At 58.4% G+C, this 19,326-nt stretch carries 19 protein-coding genes; 12 read left to right on the plus strand and 7 right to left on the minus strand.

What is annotated here, in order from left to right; genetic code table 11:
- The first annotated feature begins 15 nt into the window (after positions 1 to 15).
- A complete protein-coding gene (gene yciA / locus ACJ8IN_RS00245; protein ID WP_004932085.1) occupies positions 16 to 444 on the plus strand; it encodes an acyl-CoA thioester hydrolase YciA in 429 nt (142 codons plus the stop codon).
- Positions 445 to 511: 67 nt separating this feature from the next.
- Here yciA and tonB read toward each other — a convergent pair whose 3' ends face one another.
- Both tonB and ACJ8IN_RS00255 read right to left on the minus strand, forming a co-directional pair.
- Entirely contained in the window at positions 512 to 1,255 is a 744-nt protein-coding gene (gene tonB, locus ACJ8IN_RS00250) for a TonB system transport protein TonB (protein ID WP_016927510.1), read from the minus strand.
- A 236-nt stretch (positions 1,256 to 1,491) separates the two neighbouring features.
- The gene (locus ACJ8IN_RS00255; RefSeq protein ID WP_033634769.1) at positions 1,492 to 2,145 is read right to left on the minus strand and encodes an epoxyqueuosine reductase QueH; all 654 of its coding nucleotides are present in this window, start codon (positions 2,143 to 2,145) and stop codon (positions 1,492 to 1,494) included.
- A gap of 175 nt (positions 2,146 to 2,320) precedes the next feature.
- On the opposite strand from ACJ8IN_RS00255, the gene ACJ8IN_RS00260 reads away from it, so the two are divergent.
- The gene (locus ACJ8IN_RS00260) at positions 2,321 to 2,617 is read left to right on the plus strand and encodes a YciI family protein (protein ID WP_033634770.1); all 297 of its coding nucleotides are present in this window, start codon (positions 2,321 to 2,323) and stop codon (positions 2,615 to 2,617) included.
- 171 nt (positions 2,618 to 2,788) lie between these two features.
- Entirely contained in the window at positions 2,789 to 3,739 is a 951-nt protein-coding gene (locus ACJ8IN_RS00265; RefSeq protein WP_308325773.1) for an amidohydrolase family protein, read from the plus strand.
- 213 nt (positions 3,740 to 3,952) lie between these two features.
- Here ACJ8IN_RS00265 and ACJ8IN_RS00270 read toward each other — a convergent pair whose 3' ends face one another.
- The 3 genes from ACJ8IN_RS00270 to ACJ8IN_RS00280 form a co-directional block, all read right to left on the minus strand.
- A complete protein-coding gene (locus ACJ8IN_RS00270) occupies positions 3,953 to 5,839 on the minus strand; it encodes a hypothetical protein (RefSeq protein ID WP_080431995.1) in 1,887 nt (628 codons plus the stop codon).
- 171 nt (positions 5,840 to 6,010) lie between these two features.
- The gene (locus ACJ8IN_RS00275) at positions 6,011 to 7,012 is read right to left on the minus strand and encodes a LacI family DNA-binding transcriptional regulator (RefSeq protein ID WP_151265055.1); all 1,002 of its coding nucleotides are present in this window, start codon (positions 7,010 to 7,012) and stop codon (positions 6,011 to 6,013) included.
- A 70-nt stretch (positions 7,013 to 7,082) separates the two neighbouring features.
- On the minus strand, positions 7,083 to 7,637 hold the full coding sequence (locus ACJ8IN_RS00280) for a D-lyxose/D-mannose family sugar isomerase (protein WP_060421182.1): 555 nt from the start codon (positions 7,635 to 7,637) through the stop codon (positions 7,083 to 7,085).
- A 228-nt stretch (positions 7,638 to 7,865) separates the two neighbouring features.
- On the opposite strand from ACJ8IN_RS00280, the gene ACJ8IN_RS00285 reads away from it, so the two are divergent.
- From ACJ8IN_RS00285 to ACJ8IN_RS00305, 5 genes are all read left to right on the plus strand, one after another.
- Positions 7,866 to 8,900 carry an NAD(P)-dependent alcohol dehydrogenase gene (locus ACJ8IN_RS00285; RefSeq protein WP_060421048.1) on the plus strand — a complete coding sequence of 345 codons (1,035 nt, stop codon included), beginning with the start codon at positions 7,866 to 7,868 and terminating at the stop codon, positions 8,898 to 8,900.
- A gap of 4 nt (positions 8,901 to 8,904) precedes the next feature.
- Positions 8,905 to 10,422 carry a xylulokinase gene (gene xylB, locus ACJ8IN_RS00290; RefSeq protein WP_308325774.1) on the plus strand — a complete coding sequence of 506 codons (1,518 nt, stop codon included), beginning with the start codon at positions 8,905 to 8,907 and terminating at the stop codon, positions 10,420 to 10,422.
- Positions 10,419 to 11,924 carry a sugar ABC transporter ATP-binding protein gene (locus ACJ8IN_RS00295; protein WP_094859895.1) on the plus strand — a complete coding sequence of 502 codons (1,506 nt, stop codon included), beginning with the start codon at positions 10,419 to 10,421 and terminating at the stop codon, positions 11,922 to 11,924. The genes xylB and ACJ8IN_RS00295 overlap by 4 nt, the downstream gene beginning before the upstream one ends.
- 76 nt (positions 11,925 to 12,000) lie before the next feature.
- A complete protein-coding gene (locus ACJ8IN_RS00300; RefSeq protein WP_369783701.1) occupies positions 12,001 to 12,978 on the plus strand; it encodes an ABC transporter permease in 978 nt (325 codons plus the stop codon).
- Between the two features lie 33 nt (positions 12,979 to 13,011).
- Positions 13,012 to 14,019: a substrate-binding domain-containing protein gene (locus ACJ8IN_RS00305; protein ID WP_033634778.1), complete on the plus strand. Its 1,008-nt coding sequence runs from the start codon at positions 13,012 to 13,014 to the stop codon at positions 14,017 to 14,019.
- Between the two features lie 142 nt (positions 14,020 to 14,161).
- Here the strand turns inward: ACJ8IN_RS00305 and ACJ8IN_RS00310 are convergent, their stop codons facing one another.
- On the minus strand, positions 14,162 to 14,725 hold the full coding sequence (locus ACJ8IN_RS00310) for a TetR/AcrR family transcriptional regulator (protein WP_308325775.1): 564 nt from the start codon (positions 14,723 to 14,725) through the stop codon (positions 14,162 to 14,164).
- Between the two features lie 127 nt (positions 14,726 to 14,852).
- Here ACJ8IN_RS00310 and smfY point away from each other — a divergent pair, with 127 nt between their 5' ends.
- Complete coding sequence (smfY, locus tag ACJ8IN_RS00315) at positions 14,853 to 16,325, plus strand: multidrug efflux MFS transporter SmfY (RefSeq protein ID WP_033634780.1); 1,473 nt, start codon at positions 14,853 to 14,855, stop codon at positions 16,323 to 16,325.
- Between the two features lie 200 nt (positions 16,326 to 16,525).
- Positions 16,526 to 17,017 (plus strand): Dps family protein, encoded by a 492-nt coding sequence (locus ACJ8IN_RS00320; RefSeq protein WP_004932132.1) that lies wholly within the window; start codon positions 16,526 to 16,528, stop codon positions 17,015 to 17,017.
- Between the two features lie 45 nt (positions 17,018 to 17,062).
- Here ACJ8IN_RS00320 and ACJ8IN_RS00325 read toward each other — a convergent pair whose 3' ends face one another.
- The gene (locus ACJ8IN_RS00325) at positions 17,063 to 17,239 is read right to left on the minus strand and encodes a YciY family protein (protein ID WP_025159792.1); all 177 of its coding nucleotides are present in this window, start codon (positions 17,237 to 17,239) and stop codon (positions 17,063 to 17,065) included.
- Positions 17,240 to 17,481: 242 nt separating this feature from the next.
- Here ACJ8IN_RS00325 and cls point away from each other — a divergent pair, with 242 nt between their 5' ends.
- On the plus strand, positions 17,482 to 18,942 hold the full coding sequence (gene cls / locus ACJ8IN_RS00330; protein ID WP_033634781.1) for a cardiolipin synthase: 1,461 nt from the start codon (positions 17,482 to 17,484) through the stop codon (positions 18,940 to 18,942).
- 56 nt (positions 18,943 to 18,998) lie between these two features.
- Positions 18,999 to 19,322, plus strand: a complete 324-nt coding sequence (locus ACJ8IN_RS00335) for an HI1450 family dsDNA-mimic protein (RefSeq protein ID WP_004932139.1) — start codon at positions 18,999 to 19,001, stop codon at positions 19,320 to 19,322.
- Positions 19,323 to 19,326: the final 4 nt, after the last annotated feature.

Raw genomic sequence — 19,326 nt, forward strand, 5'->3', positions numbered from 1 at the left:
TAAAAGCAGACTGCTATGACACAACAACGACCTTTACCCAGCGGCGAGCTGGTGCTGCGCACGCTGGCGATGCCGGCCGATACCAATGCCAACGGTGATATCTTCGGCGGCTGGCTGATGTCGCAAATGGATATCGGCGGCGCCATCCAGGCAAAAGAGATCGCCGAAGGGCGCGTGGTGACCGTGCGCGTGGACGGCATGACCTTCCTGAAACCGGTGGCGGTAGGTGATGTGGTTTGCTGCTATGCGCACTGCATCCGTACCGGGCGCAGCTCGATCACCATCAATATCGAAGTGTGGGTCAAGAAAGTCTCCTCCGCCCCGATCGGCCAGCGCTACCGGGCGACCGAAGCGGTGTTCACCTATGTGGCGGTCGATGCGGAAGGCAACTCGCGCGCGCTGCCTGAGGGCAAAATGAATTTCCGCGTCGGCTTCGAAGAATAAACTGACGCTACGCCGCAAATGCAAAAAGGGTCGCCGAGGCGACCCTTTCTTTTTGTGTTGACCGAACTCAGTTCAATTCAGTCGTACCGTTCAGCTTGAAGCGGATAGTGACCGTGCGATCTTTCGCTTCTTTGGCTTCATAGCGCCACTTGCGCATCGCCTGCTTCACTTCACGCTCAAACATGTTGCGCGGCTCGGCCGACAAGATGCGCACGTTGCTCACGCGCCCGTCGCTGTCGATATCGAACTGTACCCGCACGTTGCCTTCGATCTGCAAAGCCTGGGCCCGCGGCGGATAGAGCGGATTGGCGCGGCTGATCGGCCTTGGCCCGACCTCGCGCGAGTTGCCCTGCACCGGCGCAGCAGGCGCCTGTTTCACCGGCGCTTTATCGATCGGCTTGGCCGGCGAATCGTTGTTGAACGGCGACGGCTCGCGCGGCTCGACCTTCTTCGGCTCCGGTTTGACCTGTTTTTCGACCTTCGGCTTCGGCTTAGGCTTCGGTTTCGGCTTGACCGGCTCCGGCTTCACGATCGCCTTCGGCGGCGGCTCCACGATAGGCTCCGGTTCTGGCTCCGGCTCAGGTTCGACCTGCGGCGGCTCCGGCTCGGCCGGCGCCGGCGGTGGCGGTTCAGCCATCGCGGCGGTGTTGACCATCATGACGCTGATCGGCGCGTCCTCTGGCTTCGGCAGCTCCACCACTTCTTTTACCGAAGCGTAAAGCAATCCCGCCACCAGGGCGCTGTGCAGGCCTACGGACAAGACGAAAGGCACGGATATACGGCGATTAAGGAACATCTTTTTTAGCGGCATAATGATTCTGTTTCCTCTGGTTCGCCAAGTTTAAATGCAAATAGCAATCATATTCAATAACGAAAGGCAAACTATCGCTTTAATCGTCAGTATGCGCGGCTAAAACCAGCAAACTCATAAGGATATTAACCTGGCCGTTGCTTTTTTATCGCCGGAACACCACGCTTCATTAACGTTTCGCCTGGCGTCAAAAAGTAAAAAACCCGCCGTAGCGGGTTGATTGCGGTGATTAAGCGTTATTCTTCATCGCCATAGTAAAGCACGCCCAGCTTGATCAGCGGCCGCCCTTGCGCCTTGCGGTGCAGGTTGGTGTCGCGCAGCGAATAGACGCAGCCGCAGTATTCCTGCTGATAGAAGCGTTCGCGCTTGCTGATCTCTATCATGCGCGACGAACCGCCCTTCTTGCGCCAGTTGTAATCCCAGTACACCAGGTCAGGATACTTTTCCGCCGCGCGAATGCCGCAGTCGGTGATCTGCTGCATGTTCTTCCAGCGCGAAATGCCGAGCGAGCTGGAGATGGTGTCATAACCGTGCTCATGCGCATACAGCGCCGTGCGCTCGAAACGCATGTCGAAACACATGGTGCAGCGGATACCGCGCTCCGGCTCATTCTCCATCCCCTTGGCGCGGGCGAACCAGTTGTCGGTATCGTAATCGGCATCGATGATCGGCACCCCGTGCTTTTCGGCGAAGCGGATGTTCTCTTCCTTGCGCAGCAGATACTCTTTTTGCGGATGAATATTGGGGTTATAGAAGAAAATGGCGTACTCGATCCCGGAGGCCTGGATCGCTTCCATTACCTCGCCGGAACAGGGCGCGCAGCACGAATGCAGCAGCAGTTTGCTTTTGCCCGCCGGCAAATCGAGTTTTTCCCTTACCAGTTCCGTCATGTCCTCACCTCAATGGCATATCAGTTTAAGCGCGCCGCACTATACGAATAAAAAGTAGCGGCTTCAAGGCATAAGCGCCAATCCGCCGGGAAATTCGCCCTACGCCGTTCCCCTGCCGCGCCTTTTGCGCTACCTTGGTAGCACCGTTTTATAGCCATGATTTTAAAGGTGAAACATGCTTTATCTGATCTACGCGCAAGACGTCCCCAACTCGCTGGAAAATCGTCTGGCGGTGCGTCCGGCACACCTGGCGCGCCTGCAGGCGCTGCGCGACGCCGGTCGCCTGGTGGTCGCCGGCCCTAACCCGGCCATCGACAGCAACGATCCCGGCGCCGCCGGCTTTACCGGTTCGACGGTGATCGCCGAATTCGAGTCGCTGGCGCAAGCCCAGGCCTGGGCGCAACAGGATCCCTATATCGCCGCCGGTGTGTATGCCGACGTGACGGTGAAACCGTTCAAGCAGGTGTTCTGATCTCCAGCCCCCCAATACCGGGAACGCCCGTTCGCGCGCCGTTCCCGGATCAATGCGTGCTCTCACCCTAACCCGTCGGTAGAAAAAATGCTCTCCCTTCAGGAGGCGTCGCGTCGCCCGCCTATACTCTCCTGAACCCGCGGCATCGCCGCGAAGCCGGGAGATAGACCGATGCGACTCGACGTACACGCTCACCTGTGGAGCACAGAGTATCTGGATCTTTTGCAAGCGCATGGCGTGCACGACGTCGCCGCCTATCGGCAACTGGGCGCCGGCCGCACCGAGCGCGAACTCGACGCCCGCTTCGCCCTGCTGGACAGCGCCGGCATCGACATGCAAATCCTGTCGGCGACGCCGCTGTCGCCGCATCTGGAAGACGAACAGGCGGCCGTTGATGCCGCGCGCCGGATCAATGATGAATATGCGGAACTGGTAGCGCGTTATCCCACCCGCTTTCGGGCTATCGCTTCTTTGCCGCTGCCGCATATCGACGCGGCGTTGCTCGAGCTTGAAAGGGCCTTTACCCAGCTCAATATGCTGGGCGCCTGCATCACCACCTCGGTGTTCGGGCTGTCTATTGCCAACCCGCTGTTCGAGCCGCTCTATCAGGAACTCAATCGCCGCCACAGCGTGCTGGCCATTCATCCCGCCGGCCGCGGTGCGCATTCGCCGCTGATCGCCGATTACGCTTTGACCTGGTCGATTGGCGCGCCGATCGAAGACACGGTCTCCGCCATGCACTTTATTCTCCACGGCATCCCCCAACGCTTTCCGGAGATGAAAATCATTGTGCCGCACCTGGGCGGCCTGCTGCCGATGACGCTGGAGCGTCTCGACCAAACCGTCGCATGGGAAGCGCCGCATACGCCGGAACCGCCGAGCCGCGCCGCTCTGCGCATGTGGTACGACACGGTAGGCCACGATCAGGTGCCCGCATTGCAAGCGGCGGCGGCGACCTTCGGCGCAGAGCGGCTGCTGTTCGGCACCGATTTCCCGTTCCAGCCGGGCGACCTGTTTCAAACCACAGTGGACTACATCCGCCGAGCGGGATTGCCGGAGGCAGACGTGAACGCCATTTTGGATCGCAATGCGGCGGCGGTGTTTGGGCTGGGCGCGGACTGAAGATCCGTCCTCATTCAGTAACGGGCAGGAGACTCCATTCCAGCCCCGGATTCCGGTTAGCTCAAGTGGGTTTTTTATGCGGCTCTTTAAAAAGTCGCGCTTCACGTAGCGCCAGCGACAGCCGCGTAAAGCGCTGCGGCGTCAATGTCGCACACCCCCTCGTAATAACGGGGTGTGCGACATGCCGTGACAGGTTAATGTTGGGAAACTGCGTCAGACCTGTCGCAGATAAACATCCGTAATGCGCAGGTCAAAGTTGCTTTTCATTTCGGTGACGTCAATAAGCAAGAAAGCGTGCGTAGCCCAGTCCGGCGCTCGCTCGAAGGCGGGAGGCTGCGTAGGATAGCCCTGCATTTGGCCTGGGATGATAACGCTCTTCAGATCAGATTCATTGCCGCTAAATTGATAGGTATAAACGTGACCGGTTTGCTGCTTGAGAATTTGGGGTTCAACGTCCTGGTGCGGACCATATTCGCGCAGTTTCGCCCATAAGATTTTGACCTGGCAGCGTTGCCCATCACCCGCGTAAGTGTTGGCGCGAACATGGTGAATAACGCTGCCGTAACCTTTCAGGCTGAGGGTTCCCAGCACCGCTTGGAACACACCATCACCAGCGGCCGCGTTGCGCCCCAATGAAACGAAATCGGCCTGGCGAATAAGGCTAAAATTGGTGCTGTTAGCCGTACCCCACCCGTAGCGAGATTTGCGTACCGTATTAACACCTCCCGGCGGCAGAACCCAAACTTCCTCAGTCCATTTGTCGCTACCGTTGCTATACGTCGTGCCATCCAGCCAATTGTCCTCTACGGCGGTATCGGTTCGCACCTGAGTTAACAGATAAGGCCAGGCGATAGGCAATTGCGTATTACGCAAAGAGACAGAACCCGTGCCATCAATCCAACCACTGACGTTGGTGTCACCACCTTGTTGCATCTGACCGATATTGACTTTATCAAACACCACTCGCGCCAAATCCCCCACATAGAATGGGTTAGAGGTTGTCGGATAGGCCGTTGGGCTACCGCCGGCTTTGAAGGTAAACAGACCGCCGATAATATTGACCTTGCAACGTTTAGCATCCGGTATGTTCAGGATGTAATTTTGTGGGCCATAGCCTTCAACGTGACAATCGCGGAAAATATGTTGCCCACCCTCGATATGCATATACTTTCCGACATGGCTGGAGGAGGTTTGCGGTCCGTTTTTACCGTAAATGTAATCGAAGGAACAGTTTAAGAAATAGCTGTACCCTCCCTGTAATTTCACCCCGCAATTACTCTGAGCGAAAATGCAGCTATGGAAATTCATCTCTTCACCGGAATTGGAAGTATTGTCGGGGAAGTAATAGCAAATGTCGCAGTGATTGAAACTAAAGCCGTACATGCGCAGGAAGTAAAAATCGGTGGTGCCTGTTATGCCATAGGCAAAACCTTCGATCCCGCCGCCGATAAAGGTCAGCGAATTGCGACCATAGCTTGCCGAGAGCGAAGTAGAAAACGTCATGCCATCGACAAATGAATTGGCCCCAGGTCCAATCATACGCAAATTTTTCACGCTGAGATTGCCCTGGGTATAACCGGCGTTGTTTTGCCATTGAATCGCGACGTTGCGGTCGATGCTGTTGCCTTGTGTCATGGCGCTAAAATCCAACAAGGCGCCGGAAAAATCGTAATCAACGGTTTTCAAATCCAGCTTCAGCGTTTTCGTACATTTAAATTGTCCGCTCCCGAACTGCAGATTGCCGTTTTTCAATATGCGAGAACCGCTGGAGACAGCCTGTGAACTGGCATAATCGTGAGCAGCCTGAATGGCAGTGGCATCCTCTGAAATACCGTCACCTTTCGCGCCGAACATATAAGGCGACACTGTGCCGGCCACGTCCAGAACGCGCACCCACAACCAAGCGGCGTTAGGGCGGATGAACATCCCGCCGTCATCCATCGGTGTAGATTGTGCTTTGGCGACGAAGATACCGCCGCCGATGGGCTGACGATTGCTGACATTCCAATCGCCGTAGTATGCGGTCACGGCGATCAATTCGCCGACCGCGCCAGGAAGAGTGTTTCGCAACGTAGCGATATCAGGGCAGGTATTCATCATATTATCCTCATGTAATTACTGTATATACATACAGCCATGTGACTCTATAAGCGAATGAACCGTGCATCAATAGCGGGGATGTTGTTCTATTACCCACCGAACATACCGGTCAATTGGATATAACGCTTCCTTTCGCTCCCGTTATCCCCATACAAAGGCAGAGAAAGGCCGCTACGCGATGAGTTTTCCCCGCACCACCACCTTGCCCGGCTTGATATCGGGGTCGGCAATGCGCCGGATCGCCAGATTCAACGCTTGCCAGGCGATCTCTTGCAAATCATGCGACACGCAGGGGAAATGAAAACCGTAGATCTCAGCATGTGAAACCTCATCGATGCTGAACAGCGACACGTCCTGCATCAACGGCAGCCGGTGTTCAATGCAGGCCTTGATAATGCCCAGGGAGATCTGGTTATTGCAGCCGACGAAAAAGTCCGGTGCGCGGTTATTGGCCAACCAACGGCTCGTCTCTTGCCAGGCGACATCCATAAAGAAATCGGCATACAGCACTTCAAACGACGCCACTTTCCCTTGCAGAGCCGCCTGCAGCCCTGTGACCCTGTCCCGTGCGACATTGGAGTTCTCCGGCCCGGACACCACCACCACCCGCTGCGCCTTCTGTTCCAGCAGCCAGCGCCCCGCCTGGAGGCCGCAGTCCAGGTTATCGATATACACCCCGCTGCAGTGGCGATTATCCAGCTCCCGGTCGATCAAAACCACCGGGATATTCAATGTTTCCAACCGTTTTAGATAGGAAGGCTGGTACAGATGATCGTTGGAAATGACCGAGAGAATGATCGCATCGACGTTGTAGCCAATCAGTTTGTCGATGATTCTGTCTTCGCTTTCCTGAGACTCATAGGAGTCGAACACCAGGGTGTCGTATCCCATTTTTTGCGCTTCAAGCGTCATCAGCCGCGTCAGGCCGCCAAAGAACGGGTTGGCCATATCAGGGTTGACGATACCGATGGTTCTGCTGCTTTTCGCCCGCAGGTTGCGCGCCGCGGCATTGACCACATAACCGAGTTCGGCAGCGGTCTCCCGAATGCGACGCAGCGTTTCCGGATGAACCTTGTCCGGCTGTGAAAATGCCCGCGACGCGGTGATTTTACTGACGTTTGCCTGTGCGGCCACGCTAGCCAGCGTCGCTTTCCGTCCTCGACCCACTGCCAAATGCAGCTCCTTAGCTTTGAGTATCATTTTGTACCATTAACAACATCATGACAGAACTTTCATCGTGGCGCTAATGGTTTACGCCCGCCAGGCGGTTAATCCGGGGATCGGTAAAGATATCCAGCTCGTCACGGCTCTCGGAAGAGAACTCGGACACCACCGCCCCCCGCTTTCCAGCCTGAAACCAGTGCCGGGTATTGGGCGCGATGGTGTATTGCTCGCCCGGCCGCAAGAGGATATAGCGATTGCAGGCATACCAAGGCTCCGCGCCCTCTGGCACCCGGCATACCGGTTCACCGCCGGCGTCATTAAGCGTCAGGTTTTCATCATCGACAAACAGAAACACCTCGCCCCAACGGCAGCGAAACGTCTCTTGCTTGCCCGGCGTGCCGGCGAAAGGAGGATGCAAATGTTCCGGGCAAGTCTGCTCTGGAAACAGCACCAACTCTTTCGCACAATAGCGAGGCGAGTTGACATAGGTCAGCAGTTGCAGCCCTGACACGGGATAGTCGGCCAGGCCAAATGTCGCAATTTCAATACGTTGCTGTTCTTCTTCAGTCAGAATAATGTCCGCCTTGCGCAAATATTCCAGCGTAGCGGCTATGGCGCTTTGTTGTTTGTTCATCATTTCCCCTGCAAAGTAACGGTATCGATATCAGCACGCTGATATTAAAACCGTCATTGCATCGCCGATTTTGTGATCGCTATCCCCATATTGAATAACAACCCACCAGCAAAATTAACTCTCGTCGAGTAATTCCAACATCGATCACAGTTTACCCCCTCGCTTTGGCCCAATATCGCCGCATTGAAATGATACCGTTACCATAAAAATGATTCACCAGGAGGCAATATGAAAGCATTAGTGTTGGCCAAAGCGGGGGAAATCGCTATCGAGGACGTCCAGCTTGCCGAAACGCTGGGCCCTGATGATGTGCAGATAAAAATTCATTCCGTGGGCATCTGCGGCAGTGATGTGCACTATTACCAACATGGCCGCATTGGCCCGTTCGTGGTTAACGCCCCGATGGTGCTCGGCCATGAAGCCTCCGGCGTGGTGCTCGCGACAGGTAAAAACGTCACTCACCTCAGCATCGGCGATCGCGTTTGCATGGAGCCCGGCATTCCCGATCTCAACTCGGCGCAGACGCGCGCCGGTATTTACAACCTTGACCCAGCCGTTCGCTTCTGGGCGACGCCGCCGGTGCACGGTTGCCTGCGCGCAACCGTCATCCACCCTGCCGCCTTCACGTTCAAATTGCCGGACAACGTCAGTTTCGCTGAAGGCGCCATGGTGGAACCCTTAGCCATCGGCATGCAAGCGGCCACCAAAGCCGGGATCAAACCCGGCGATATCGCGCTGGTGATCGGCGCCGGGCCGATCGGCGTGGTCACCGCCCTCGCGGCGCTGGCGGGCGGCTGCTCGGACGTCATTATTTGCGATCTGTTCGACGAAAAACTCGCCGTTGCGGCCAGTTACGAGGGGCTGCACGCCGTCAATATCAAAACCGGCGACCTGGCGGGGAAAGTGGCCGCCCTCACCAGCGGCAATGGCGCCGATGTCGTGTTTGAATGCAGCGGCGCGAAACCGGCTATCGCTACGCTGGCCGAACATGCGGCGCCCGGGGCGACCGCCGTGCTGGTCGGCATGCCGATCGATGCCGCGCCGCTGGATATCGTCGCCGCGCAGGCCAAGGAAATTACCTTCAAGACCATTTTCCGCTACGCCAACATGTACCCACGCACGCTGCGGCTGTTGAGCAGCGGCAAGCTGCGCGTCCAGCCGTTGATAAGCCAAACCTACAAGTTCTCCGACAGCGTGGCGGCCTTCGAGCGCGCGGCGGCGGGACATGCCTCAGACATCAAAATCATGCTGGAGATGGAGTGATCCTATGGCGCTCTATGCTGGCATAGACTGCGGTACGCAAGGCACGAAAGTCGTGATTGTCGACAGCACACAGGGCGTGATCCTCGGTGAGGGCAATGCCCCTCACCGCCTCATCAGCCAAGCCAATGGCCGGCGCGAACAGGAGGCCGACTGGTGGATTGAGGCGCTAGTCATCGCTTTTCGCCAAGCCGTGACTCACGCCGGCGTTGATGCACGGGAGATTCACGCTCTGGGGGTCTCGGGCCAACAACATGGGTTTGTGCCGCTGGACGCAGACGGCAACGTGCTGCACAGCGTCAAGCTGTGGTGCGATACCGAAACCGCTGAGGAAAACGAACGGCTCCTGCAACAGCTCGGCGGAGCCAACGGCTCGCTGGAAACGCTTGGCCTGAGGATCGCCACCGGCTATACCGCGTCAAAAATCCTTTGGTTCAAGACGCACCATCCGGCGTTGTGGGCACAACTGCATACCGTGTTGTTGCCCCATGACTACTTGAACTTCTGGCTGACCGGGGAGCGCGTAGCGGAATATGGCGACGCTTCCGGCACCGGGTTGTTCGATGTGCGCACCCGTCGCTGGAGCAAAACCGCCGTCGATCTCATCGACGACAGCGGCCGCCTGTGGCAAGCCCTGCCGCCGCTCAAAAGCGCGGAGTGCTGCATCGGCACGGTGCGCCCCGCCGCGGCGGAAAAACTCGGCCTCGGCCCGGCAGTGCGGGTCTCGACCGGCGGCGGCGACAACATGATGGCGGCCATCGGTTCCGGCAACATCAAGGCCGGCACCCTCACCCTGAGCCTGGGCACCTCCGGCACGCTGTTCGCCTGGTCCGCCGCCCCCGTCACGGCGGAATCGGACATGATTGCCGGCTTCTGCTCCAGCACCAACGGGTGGCTGCCATTGATTTGCACCATGAATGTCACCTCGGCCACCACCGCGGTACAAACGCTGCTGAACCAAGATCTTACCGGCTTTAACGCTTTGCTGGCGCAGGCTTCGCCCGGCGCAGGCGGTGTCGAGATGCTGCCATTCTTCAATGGCGAACGCGTTCCGCCATTGCCCCACGCGCGCGCCAGCCTGCATAACCTCGATAGCGACAACTTTACCCGCGCCAATCTCTGCCTGGCGGTGGTCGAAAGCGCCACGTATGGGTTGCGCTATGGCATCGAGCTGTTTCGCCGTCAGGGCATCGAAGCGCGCGAAATCCGCCTCACCGGCGGCGGCGCCCGCAGCGCCGCCTGGCGACAAATCGTCGCGGACGTAATGGGATGCCCGGTGGTCTGTCTGAAAGCCAAAGAGACCGCGGCGCTAGGCGGCGCCATTCAGGCGATGTGGGCGACGATGTTGGCCGACGATCCGCGCCGGAACGCCGCCGCATTGCTGGCCGAACTGTGCCAACGCTTCGTTGCGCTGGATGAGGCCACGCGCACGCCGCCAAACGCCGGCAGGCAGGCGCAATACGAGACGCTTTATCAACGCTACCTGCAACGCTTGCAGCAGACCTACCCGGAGGTGCAACTGTGACGCGAGATCCCCATACGCCAACGCCCGCCTACCTGCTGGAGGTCAGCGGCGTCAGGAAAGCCTTCGGCCCGGTCGTGGCGCTCAAGAATGCGGAGTTTTGCCTGCGGCGCGGATCCATCCATGCCCTGTGCGGCGGCAACGGCGCGGGTAAATCCACCTTTCTCAGCATTCTGATGGGCTTTATTCAACCCGACGGCGGCGACATTTTTATCAATGGCCAACGCTGTGAATTTCATCATCCGCGGGAAGCCCTCAATGCCGGCATCGCCATCGTGCAGCAGGAGCTGAGCGCGATCCCGGATCTGACGGTGGCCGAAAACATTTGGCTGGGCCGCGAGCCGAGACGCCTGGGGTTCGTCGATTTCGCAACGCTCAATCAACGCACGACCAGCCTGCTCAAAGAACTCGATTTCAAGATCGACGCCCGAGAAAAAATGCGCAACCTGAGCGTCGCCGAACAGCAGCTGGTCGAGATCGCCAAGGCGCTGTCGCATGCCAATGCCGACATCATCATCATGGATGAACCCACCTCGGCGATTGGCGAAGAGGATGCGCAGAAAATCTTTCAGACGCTTCAGCAACTGGCGGCAAAAGGTAAAGGCATTATTTACGTCTCTCACCGTTTGTCAGAGATATTCCAAATCGCGGACAGCTACACCATTTTCCGCGACGGCGCCTATATCCATGAAGGCTATATCGCCGACATTACCCGTGAACAGCTGATCGAACACATTATTGGCGGCGAGTACGACAGCGAGTTCGCCAAATTCAACCAGCCCGGCGAACAGGTCTTGCTGGCGGTCAATAACCTGTGTTGGCGCAGCAAGATAAAAGATATCAGCCTGCAGCTGAAGCACGGTGAGATCCTGGGCATCTATGGGCTGGTGGGATCGGGCCGCAGTGAATTTCTCGATCTTATCTTCGGCATTCAGCATGCCGACAGCGGCACGATTCGCCTGGGCGACAAGACGCTGAACCGCCACTCTCCGCGCGAGGCCATCGACAGCGGTATTGCCTACGTGACGGAAGATCGCAAGGAAACCGGCCTGGTGCTGTGCCGTTCCGTCAGTGAAAACATCAATATCGCCTCTTTTGCCGCCATCAGCCGGATGGGGTTTGTCAGCGAGAAACGGGAGCAGGCGCGAACCCGCGACATGATCCAGCGCTTCAACGTTAAAACCCACGACGGCGAACAGCCGGTGGGCAACCTGAGCGGCGGCAACCAGCAAAAAGTCGTGCTGGGCCGTTGGGCGCTGCTGGATCCGGAGGTTTTGCTGCTCGACGAGCCGACGCGCGGTATCGACGTCGGGGCCAAGAAAGAGATCTATCGATTTATGTCGGAGTTCGCCTTGCAAAACAAAGGGATCATTATGGTTTCCTCCGAGCTTTCGGAAATTATCGGCATGAGCGATCGCATATTGGTGTTTCGTGACGGGCAGTTGGCCGGCGAGCTTTCGGCAGCCGATGCGACCCAGGCAGCACTGATGAAACTTGCGGTTTAACAGAGAGAGAAAAAAAATGAGCAGCGCCCACTCCTTATCACCAGGAATTTCATTTTTCACCCGCAATAAGCGCCGTATGCACAAATACGGCATTATCATCGCCTTTTTCGCCCTGTGCCTGATCGTGGCGCTGATTGGCGAATATCAGGTCGCTCAGGGGGCCTGGAGCAGCAACTATTTTCTCAGCAATGAAAACACCCTGATCGTCCTGCGCCAGGTCTCGATCAACGGCATTCTGGCGATCGGCATGACCTTCGTCATTATCACGGCAGGCGTCGATCTCTCCGTGGGCTCGGTGCTGGCGTTAAGCGGGATCGTCGCCGCTCGCTTCGCCACCAACAACAGCGGATTGGCTATCGGCGACACCGCGACCGCCGTCATGGCGCCGCTGATTGTGGCGCTGGGCATCGGCATCGTCTGCGGCCTGATGAACGGCACCGTGTTAGCCCGTTATCGGCTGCAGCCGTTTATCGTCACCATGGGCATGCTCTCCGCGGCGCGCGGTTTAACCATGCTGACCACCAACGGCAATCCGGTATCGCAATTGAACAGCGATTTCCGCTGGTTAGGCAATGGCTATGTCGGCGGCGTTCCGGTGCCCGTCATCATCTTCATCGTGCTGTTCGCCCTCGCCTGGCTCGTGCTGAATAAAACCCTCTTCGGGCGCTACATCTACGCCGTCGGCGGCAACCCGAAGAGCGCGCGCACCTCGGGGATTAACGTGACCCGCATCAAAATACTGGTGTATACGCTGTGCGGCGCGCTGGCCGGCATCGCCGGCCTGATCCTCACGGCGCGCACCGGTTCGGCGCAGACCAATGCCGGCGCAGGGTATGAGTTGGACGCCATCGCAGCGGTGGTGATCGGCGGCACCAGCATGGCCGGCGGCGTCGGTACGCTGGTCGGCACCTTCTTCGGCGTGCTGATTATCGGGGTGATGAATAACGGCCTCGATCTGCTCGGCGTGCAGTCGTATTACCAACAAATTATCAAAGGCGCATTGATCGTCCTTGCCGTATTGCTCGACCCCTCGCGTAAGCAACAGCGCGATTAATAACATCAGACCCAACTCTACCAGGAGAAAACCATGAATAAGACCAAGATAGCGTTGTTTGCCTCTGCCCTGATGCTGGGCAGCCTGTCGGCAGCCCAGGCCGCCCCGGTGAAAATCGCGGTATTGATGTACGGCAACAAAGCCGAGTTCGTGCAATTGATGGAAAGGTTCGGGAAGGAACACCCGGCGGTGAAAAGCGGCGAAGCCGTGCTGACCTTCTACGATGGGCGTTATGATGCATCGGTGCAAAACGATCAGGCCGCCACCGCTATCCAGACACGCGCCGATGCCATTATCGTCAACCCTATGGATTTTGAGGCCAATATCGATATCGTCACCAATGCCAACGAGGCCAAAATCCCGGTGGTGGTCACCAACGCGCGCCTGAACACGGACGCGATGACGTCTGAAGTGGTGTCTAACGACGAGTTGGGGGGATATCTGGAAGCCAAAGCCGTACTGGACAAACTCGACTGCAAGAACCATAAGGTGAACGTGGTGATTATCGAAGGCCCGAAAGGCGGCAGCGGCGAGATCCAGCGCGGCAAGGGCAATGATAAAGCGATAGCCGAGTGCGGCGCCGGCCAGGTCACCGTGCTTGAACGCAAAACGGCCAACTGGTCACGCGCGGAAGCGCAGCCGCTGATGGAAAACTGGCTGCAGAAACATCGGGGCAAAATCAACGGCGTGATTGGCCAAAACGACGAGATGGCGCTGGGCGCTATCGAGGCGATTAAAGGCGCCGGCCTGAATGTGAAGGACTTCGCGATTGCCGGCGTTGACGGCGTTTCCGACGCGATTCATGCGGTGCAGGCCGGTGAAATGGTCTCTATCCTGCAAGATGCCAAAGGCCAGATGCAGGGGTCCATCGACGTCGCGCTGCGCGCCGTGAAAGGTGAAAGCTATCAGCCGCAGTCGGATATCTGGAAACAGTACGCCAAGGATCTGAAATGGGAAGGCGGCACGCAGAAGCATTATTACATTCCGTGGACCGTCGTCACCGCAGAGAACGCCCAATCGCTGTTGGACGCCCGTAAATAATCCCCCCGCCCCCTGCCTCCAGGGGGCACCGCTTGGGCGCTTGCCTGCAAACAAAAAAAAAGCCAGCACGGAGTGGCTGGCTTAAAAGTTCTTCGAGGGAATATCTTGTTCGATAACCATACGCCCTTCACTGCGGGCTTTACTAGCTATCAGTGCGATAGGCATCCTCAGTTAAAATCAACGCCTGCATATCGGTGAACATCGTTTCCCATTCCGCCTGGTCGATATCCATCAAACCAAAATAACGCAGCATAAAGGCGCCTTCGGTGGCGAGAAACGCCAGGCGCGCGCGCTTGCCCTCTTCGGTGGTCAAATCGAGCCCGGCGATGCGGCTGCGATACCATTCGCGCGTGCTCACCAGATGCTCCGGCGTTTGAATCAGCGTCGCCATCAGCCCGGCGGCCTTGGCGCTGGCGGTCTGATCCGAACTGTGGGTGGCCAGCATATGCGCCCGCACAGCGGTCTGCGGCGAAGGCTCGTCGCCGGCGATCGCCGTGAACAGCGTCTCGTAGGCACTGCCCCAGCGATCGAACATGGCATCAATCAGGGCGTCTTTGCTGCCAAAGCAATACTGCACCCCGCCCTTGGAGATCCCCATCGCTTTGGCGACGGCGTCGATGGTCAAGCCGGCGGCGCCCTGGGTGGCGACGATCTCTTCGGCGGTGTCCAAAACCTTGTCGCGATCGATGCTGCGTTGACGTCCCATTAAGAAACCCTTCTTTTCAATACGAACGTATGGATATATATTATCACCAGTATACCACCCGGCATCGCCGGTGGGTTACCCGAATGGCGGCGCCTCCGCGCGGCCCACTTTAACTGGATTATGACTTATGTACGCCAAGAACCGCTGGTTGATCCTGACGATGGTCGCCAGCGCCCTGTTCCTGATCGTCATCGATATGACGGTGTTATATACCGCCCTGCCGCGCTTAACCCAGGCGCTGGACGCCAGCGCTTCGCAAAAACTCTGGATCGTCAACGCCTACCCGCTGGTGGTGGCCGGCCTGTTGCCCGGCGCCGGCATGCTGAGCGATCGCATCGGCCATAAACGGCTGTTTCTCGCCGGACTGCCGGTGTTTGCCGTCGCGTCGCTGTGCGCCGCGTTCTCGCCCACCGCCGAGTGGCTGATCGCCGCCCGGGTGTTCCTCGCCGTTGGCGCGGCGATGATGATGCCCGCCACGCTGTCCATCGTGCGCCACGTCTTTACCGACGAACGCGAACGCGCGCTGGCGATCGGCATCTGGGCCTCGGTGGCCTCCGGCGGCGCGGCCATCGGCCCGGTGGTCGGCGGCCTGCTGCTGGAGTATTTCTGGTGGGGTTCGGTGTTCCTGATCAATGTGCCGGTCGTGCTGCTGGTCTGGCCGCTGGCGTGGAAACTGATCCCGCGCTGCGGTGGCGATAACCCGCGCCCTTCGGACATCGTCGGCTCGGTGCAGATCATGATTGGTCTGGTCGGCGCTATCTATGCGCTGAAGGAGCTGAGCAAGCCGACGCCTGATGTGAGTGCCTTGCTTGTGGCAGCCCTGATCGGCGTGTTGTTCCTGGCCCTGTTCGTGCGTCGTCAGCAGCGCAGCGCCCACCCGATGATCGATTTCTCTCTGTTCCGCAACCGGCTGTTCGCCGGCGGCATCGGCGTGGCGCTGCTGTCGATGGTGGCGCTGATCGGCATCGAACTGGTGCTCAGCCAGCGATTGCAGCTGGTGCTCGGCCTCAGCCCGCTGCAGGCGGCGCTGTTTATTTTGCCGATCCCGCTGGCCTCGGCGCTGGCGGGGCCCGTAGCCGGCCTGCTGTTGCCGCGCTACGGCGAACGCAGCATCATCCTCGGCGGTTTTGTCCTGACCACTCTCGGCATCGCCGGTCTTGCCGCGTTATACCAGAGCGGCATGGCATTGCAATTGGTCAGCCTGGCGCTGGTGGGTTTTGGCCTCGGTGGCGTGATCACCGCCGCTTCCACCGCCATCATGCTGAACGCGCCGGAGGAAAAATCCGGCATGGCGGCGTCGATCGAGGACGTCTCCTACGAGCTGGGCGGCGTGCTGGGCGTGACGCTGCTCGGCGGGTTGATGACGGCGGTTTACAGCCATAGCCTGGCGCTGCCGGCGGAGCTGCCGGTCAACCCGCTGGCATACGACAGCATCGACGAAGCCCTGCGCCTGGCGGCCGGGATGGCGGCCGATCGCGCGCAGCAGCTGACGCAGCTGGCGCGTCTGGCCTTTGATCGCGCGTTTATTACGGTACTGATCGCCGCCGCGCTGTTAATGGCGCTGGGCGCCGGGGCGGTAAAACTGGCGCTGCGCAAGTAACCGATAAAAGCGGCTTTTTTCGCCGGCGGAACCTGCGTAAACTAATTCGGCAATTTGCTCGACGGATTTGTCGTCATCGGTTTGAACGATGGCAATAATGCCTGTTATCGTATTTAACCCTGCGATAAATCCGGTTACTGTATCCCCTATGGAAATTGATTCTGTCTACTATCGGAACAGATAATCAGGAGAAGATTATTATGGCAACGGCAAAGAAAGCAGCGAAAACCCATATCGGCCTCGACAGTAAACAATCGGCAAAACTCGCCGAAGCGCTGAACGCGCTGTTGGCGAACTATCAGGTGCTGTATATGAACGTGCGCGGCTATCATTGGAACATTACCGGCCCGCAGTTCTTTGAACTGCACGCGAAGTTCGAAGAGACATATAACGATCTGCTGACCAAGGTGGACGAGCTGGCGGAACGTATTCTGACGCTGGGCTCGCAGCCGCGTCACGCTTTCAGCGACTATCTGAAAACCGCCGACATCAAGGAACACACCAACGTGACCGATGATAAGGGCACGCTGCGCGGCCTGTTGGAAGGGTATTCAATCTTGCTGCAACAGCAGCGTGAACTGCTGACGGTGGCGGCGGACGCCGGCGACGAAGGCACCGCGTCGCTGATGAGCGATTACATCAAAGAGCAGGAAAAACAGGTCTGGATGCTCAACGCCTATCTGGGCAAATAAGCCTGGCGCCATAACAAAACAGTCCCTTACGGGACTGTTTTCGTTTTACCACTCGCAGGATACCGCAAACAGCAGCGCGCGCCGATGCTGATCGTCCAGGCGGCGCCGCACCCGGATGATATGGCGATTGCTGCACGACTGGCGCTCCAGCCAGCGATGCCGGCGGCGTTGGCTCTGCCGCAACATGCGCCAGCGGCCCACTTCATTTCTACTGCGTCTCATAATTCCGTCACTCGTTCGTCTAATGCCAACCGCGGGCATTATAGCCCTTTCCGCCCGTGATCCAAGCCGCCGTTATCGGCGGCACAGCGGACGCCGTGCGGGCAAAAGCTACCCTTTCATTTTCAGCAAGTGCCTTAACTTCATCATATTTATGTAACATAAGCGCCGATAAAAGGTTTCGCCTTGCCCGATCTGTGCGTACACTCATCATTGGTGGTTTGCGAACGGGATTTTTCGCCTTTATGACAACATTTTATACCGTAATCAGTTGGCTCATGGTGTTCGGCTACTGGCTGCTGATCGCCGGCGTGACGATGCGCATTTTGATGAAACGCCGTGCGGTTCCCTCTGCCATGGCTTGGCTGCTGGTTATCTACATTCTGCCGCTGTTCGGCATCGTGGCCTATTTATCGTTCGGCGAGCTGCATCTGGGCAAGCGCCGGGCCGAGCGCGCCAAGGCCATGTGGCCGTCGACCGCGCGCTGGCTGAAGGAGCTGAAAGAGAGCCGCCGCATCTTTGCCACCGAATACAGCGAAGTCGCCGAACCGCTGTTCCAGCTGTGCAACCGCCGCCAGGGCATCGACGGCGTCAAGGGCAACCAGCTGCAGCTGCTCACCACCACCGACGACACGCTGAAAGCGCTGATCCGCGACATCGAGCTGGCGCGCCACAACATCGAAATGGTGTTCTATATCTGGCAGCCCGGCGGCCTGGTCGATCAGGTGGCCGAATCGCTGATGGCCGCCGCGCGGCGCGGCGTACACTGCCGCCTGATGCTCGACTCCGCCGGCAGCCTGCAATTTTTCCGCAGCCCCTACCCGGCGATGATGCGCAATGCCGGCATCGAAGTGGTGGAAGCGCTGAAGGTCAACCTGCTGCGCGTGTTCCTGCGCCGCATGGATCTGCGTCAGCACCGCAAAGTGGTGCTGATCGACAACTACATCGCCTATACCGGCAGCATGAACATGGTCGACCCGCGCTACTTCAAGCAGGATGCGGGCGTCGGCCAGTGGATCGACCTGATGGCGCGCATGGAAGGCCCGGTAGCCACCACCATGGGCATCGTCTATGCCTGTGACTGGGAGATTGAAACCGGCAAGCGCATTCTGCCGCCGCCGCCGGACGTCAACATCATGCCGTTCGAACAGGAGAGCGGCCACACCATTCAGGTGATCGCCTCCGGCCCCGGCTTCCCCGAGGAGATGATCCACCAGGCGCTGCTGACCGCGGTCTATTCCGCCCGCGAGCAGCTGATCATGACCACGCCGTACTTCGTGCCGAGCGACGATCTGCTGCACGCCATCTGTACCGCCGCCCTGCGCGGCGTCGAGGTCAGCATCATCGTGCCGCGCGACAACGATTCGATGATGGTGCGCTGGGCCAGCCGCGCGTTCTTCTCCGAGCTGCTGGAGGCCGGCGTCAGGATCTATCAGTTCGAAGGCGGCCTGCTGCATACCAAGAGCGTGCTGGTGGACGGGCAACTCAGCCTGGTCGGCACCGTCAATCTGGATATGCGCAGCCTGTGGCTGAATTTCGAGATCACGCTGGTGATCGATGATGACGGCTTCGGCAGCGATTTGGCCTGCGTGCAGGAAGATTACATCGCCCGTTCCAAGCTGCTGAACGCCAAAGAGTGGCTGAAGCGGCCATTCTGGCATCGCCTGGTCGAGCGCCTGTTCTACTTTTTCAGCCCGCTGCTGTAAAAGCCGCGACGAGCGTGCTTTAATAGCGCCAAATCATTTGTTATCAGGATTTTTTTATGGATTTGAATAACCGCCTTACCGAAGACGAAACGCTGGAACAGGCCTACGACATCTTCCTCGAATTGGCCGGCGACAATCTGGATCCGGCGGATATTCTGCTGTTCAACCTGCAGTTTGAAGAGCGCGGCGGCGCCGAACTGTACGACCCCTCCGAAGACTGGAGCGAGCACGTGGATTACGATCTGAACCCGGACTTCTTCGCCGAGGTAGTGATCGGTCTGGCGGACAGCGACGGCGAGCCGATCAACGACGTGTTCGCCCGCGTGCTAATCTGCCGCGAGAAAGACCACAAGCTGTGCCACATTCTGTGGAAAGAGTGATTCG

It is taken from the genome of Serratia sp. CY31944 (assembly GCF_052169175.1).
Classification (GTDB): domain Bacteria; phylum Pseudomonadota; class Gammaproteobacteria; order Enterobacterales; family Enterobacteriaceae; genus Serratia; species Serratia sarumanii.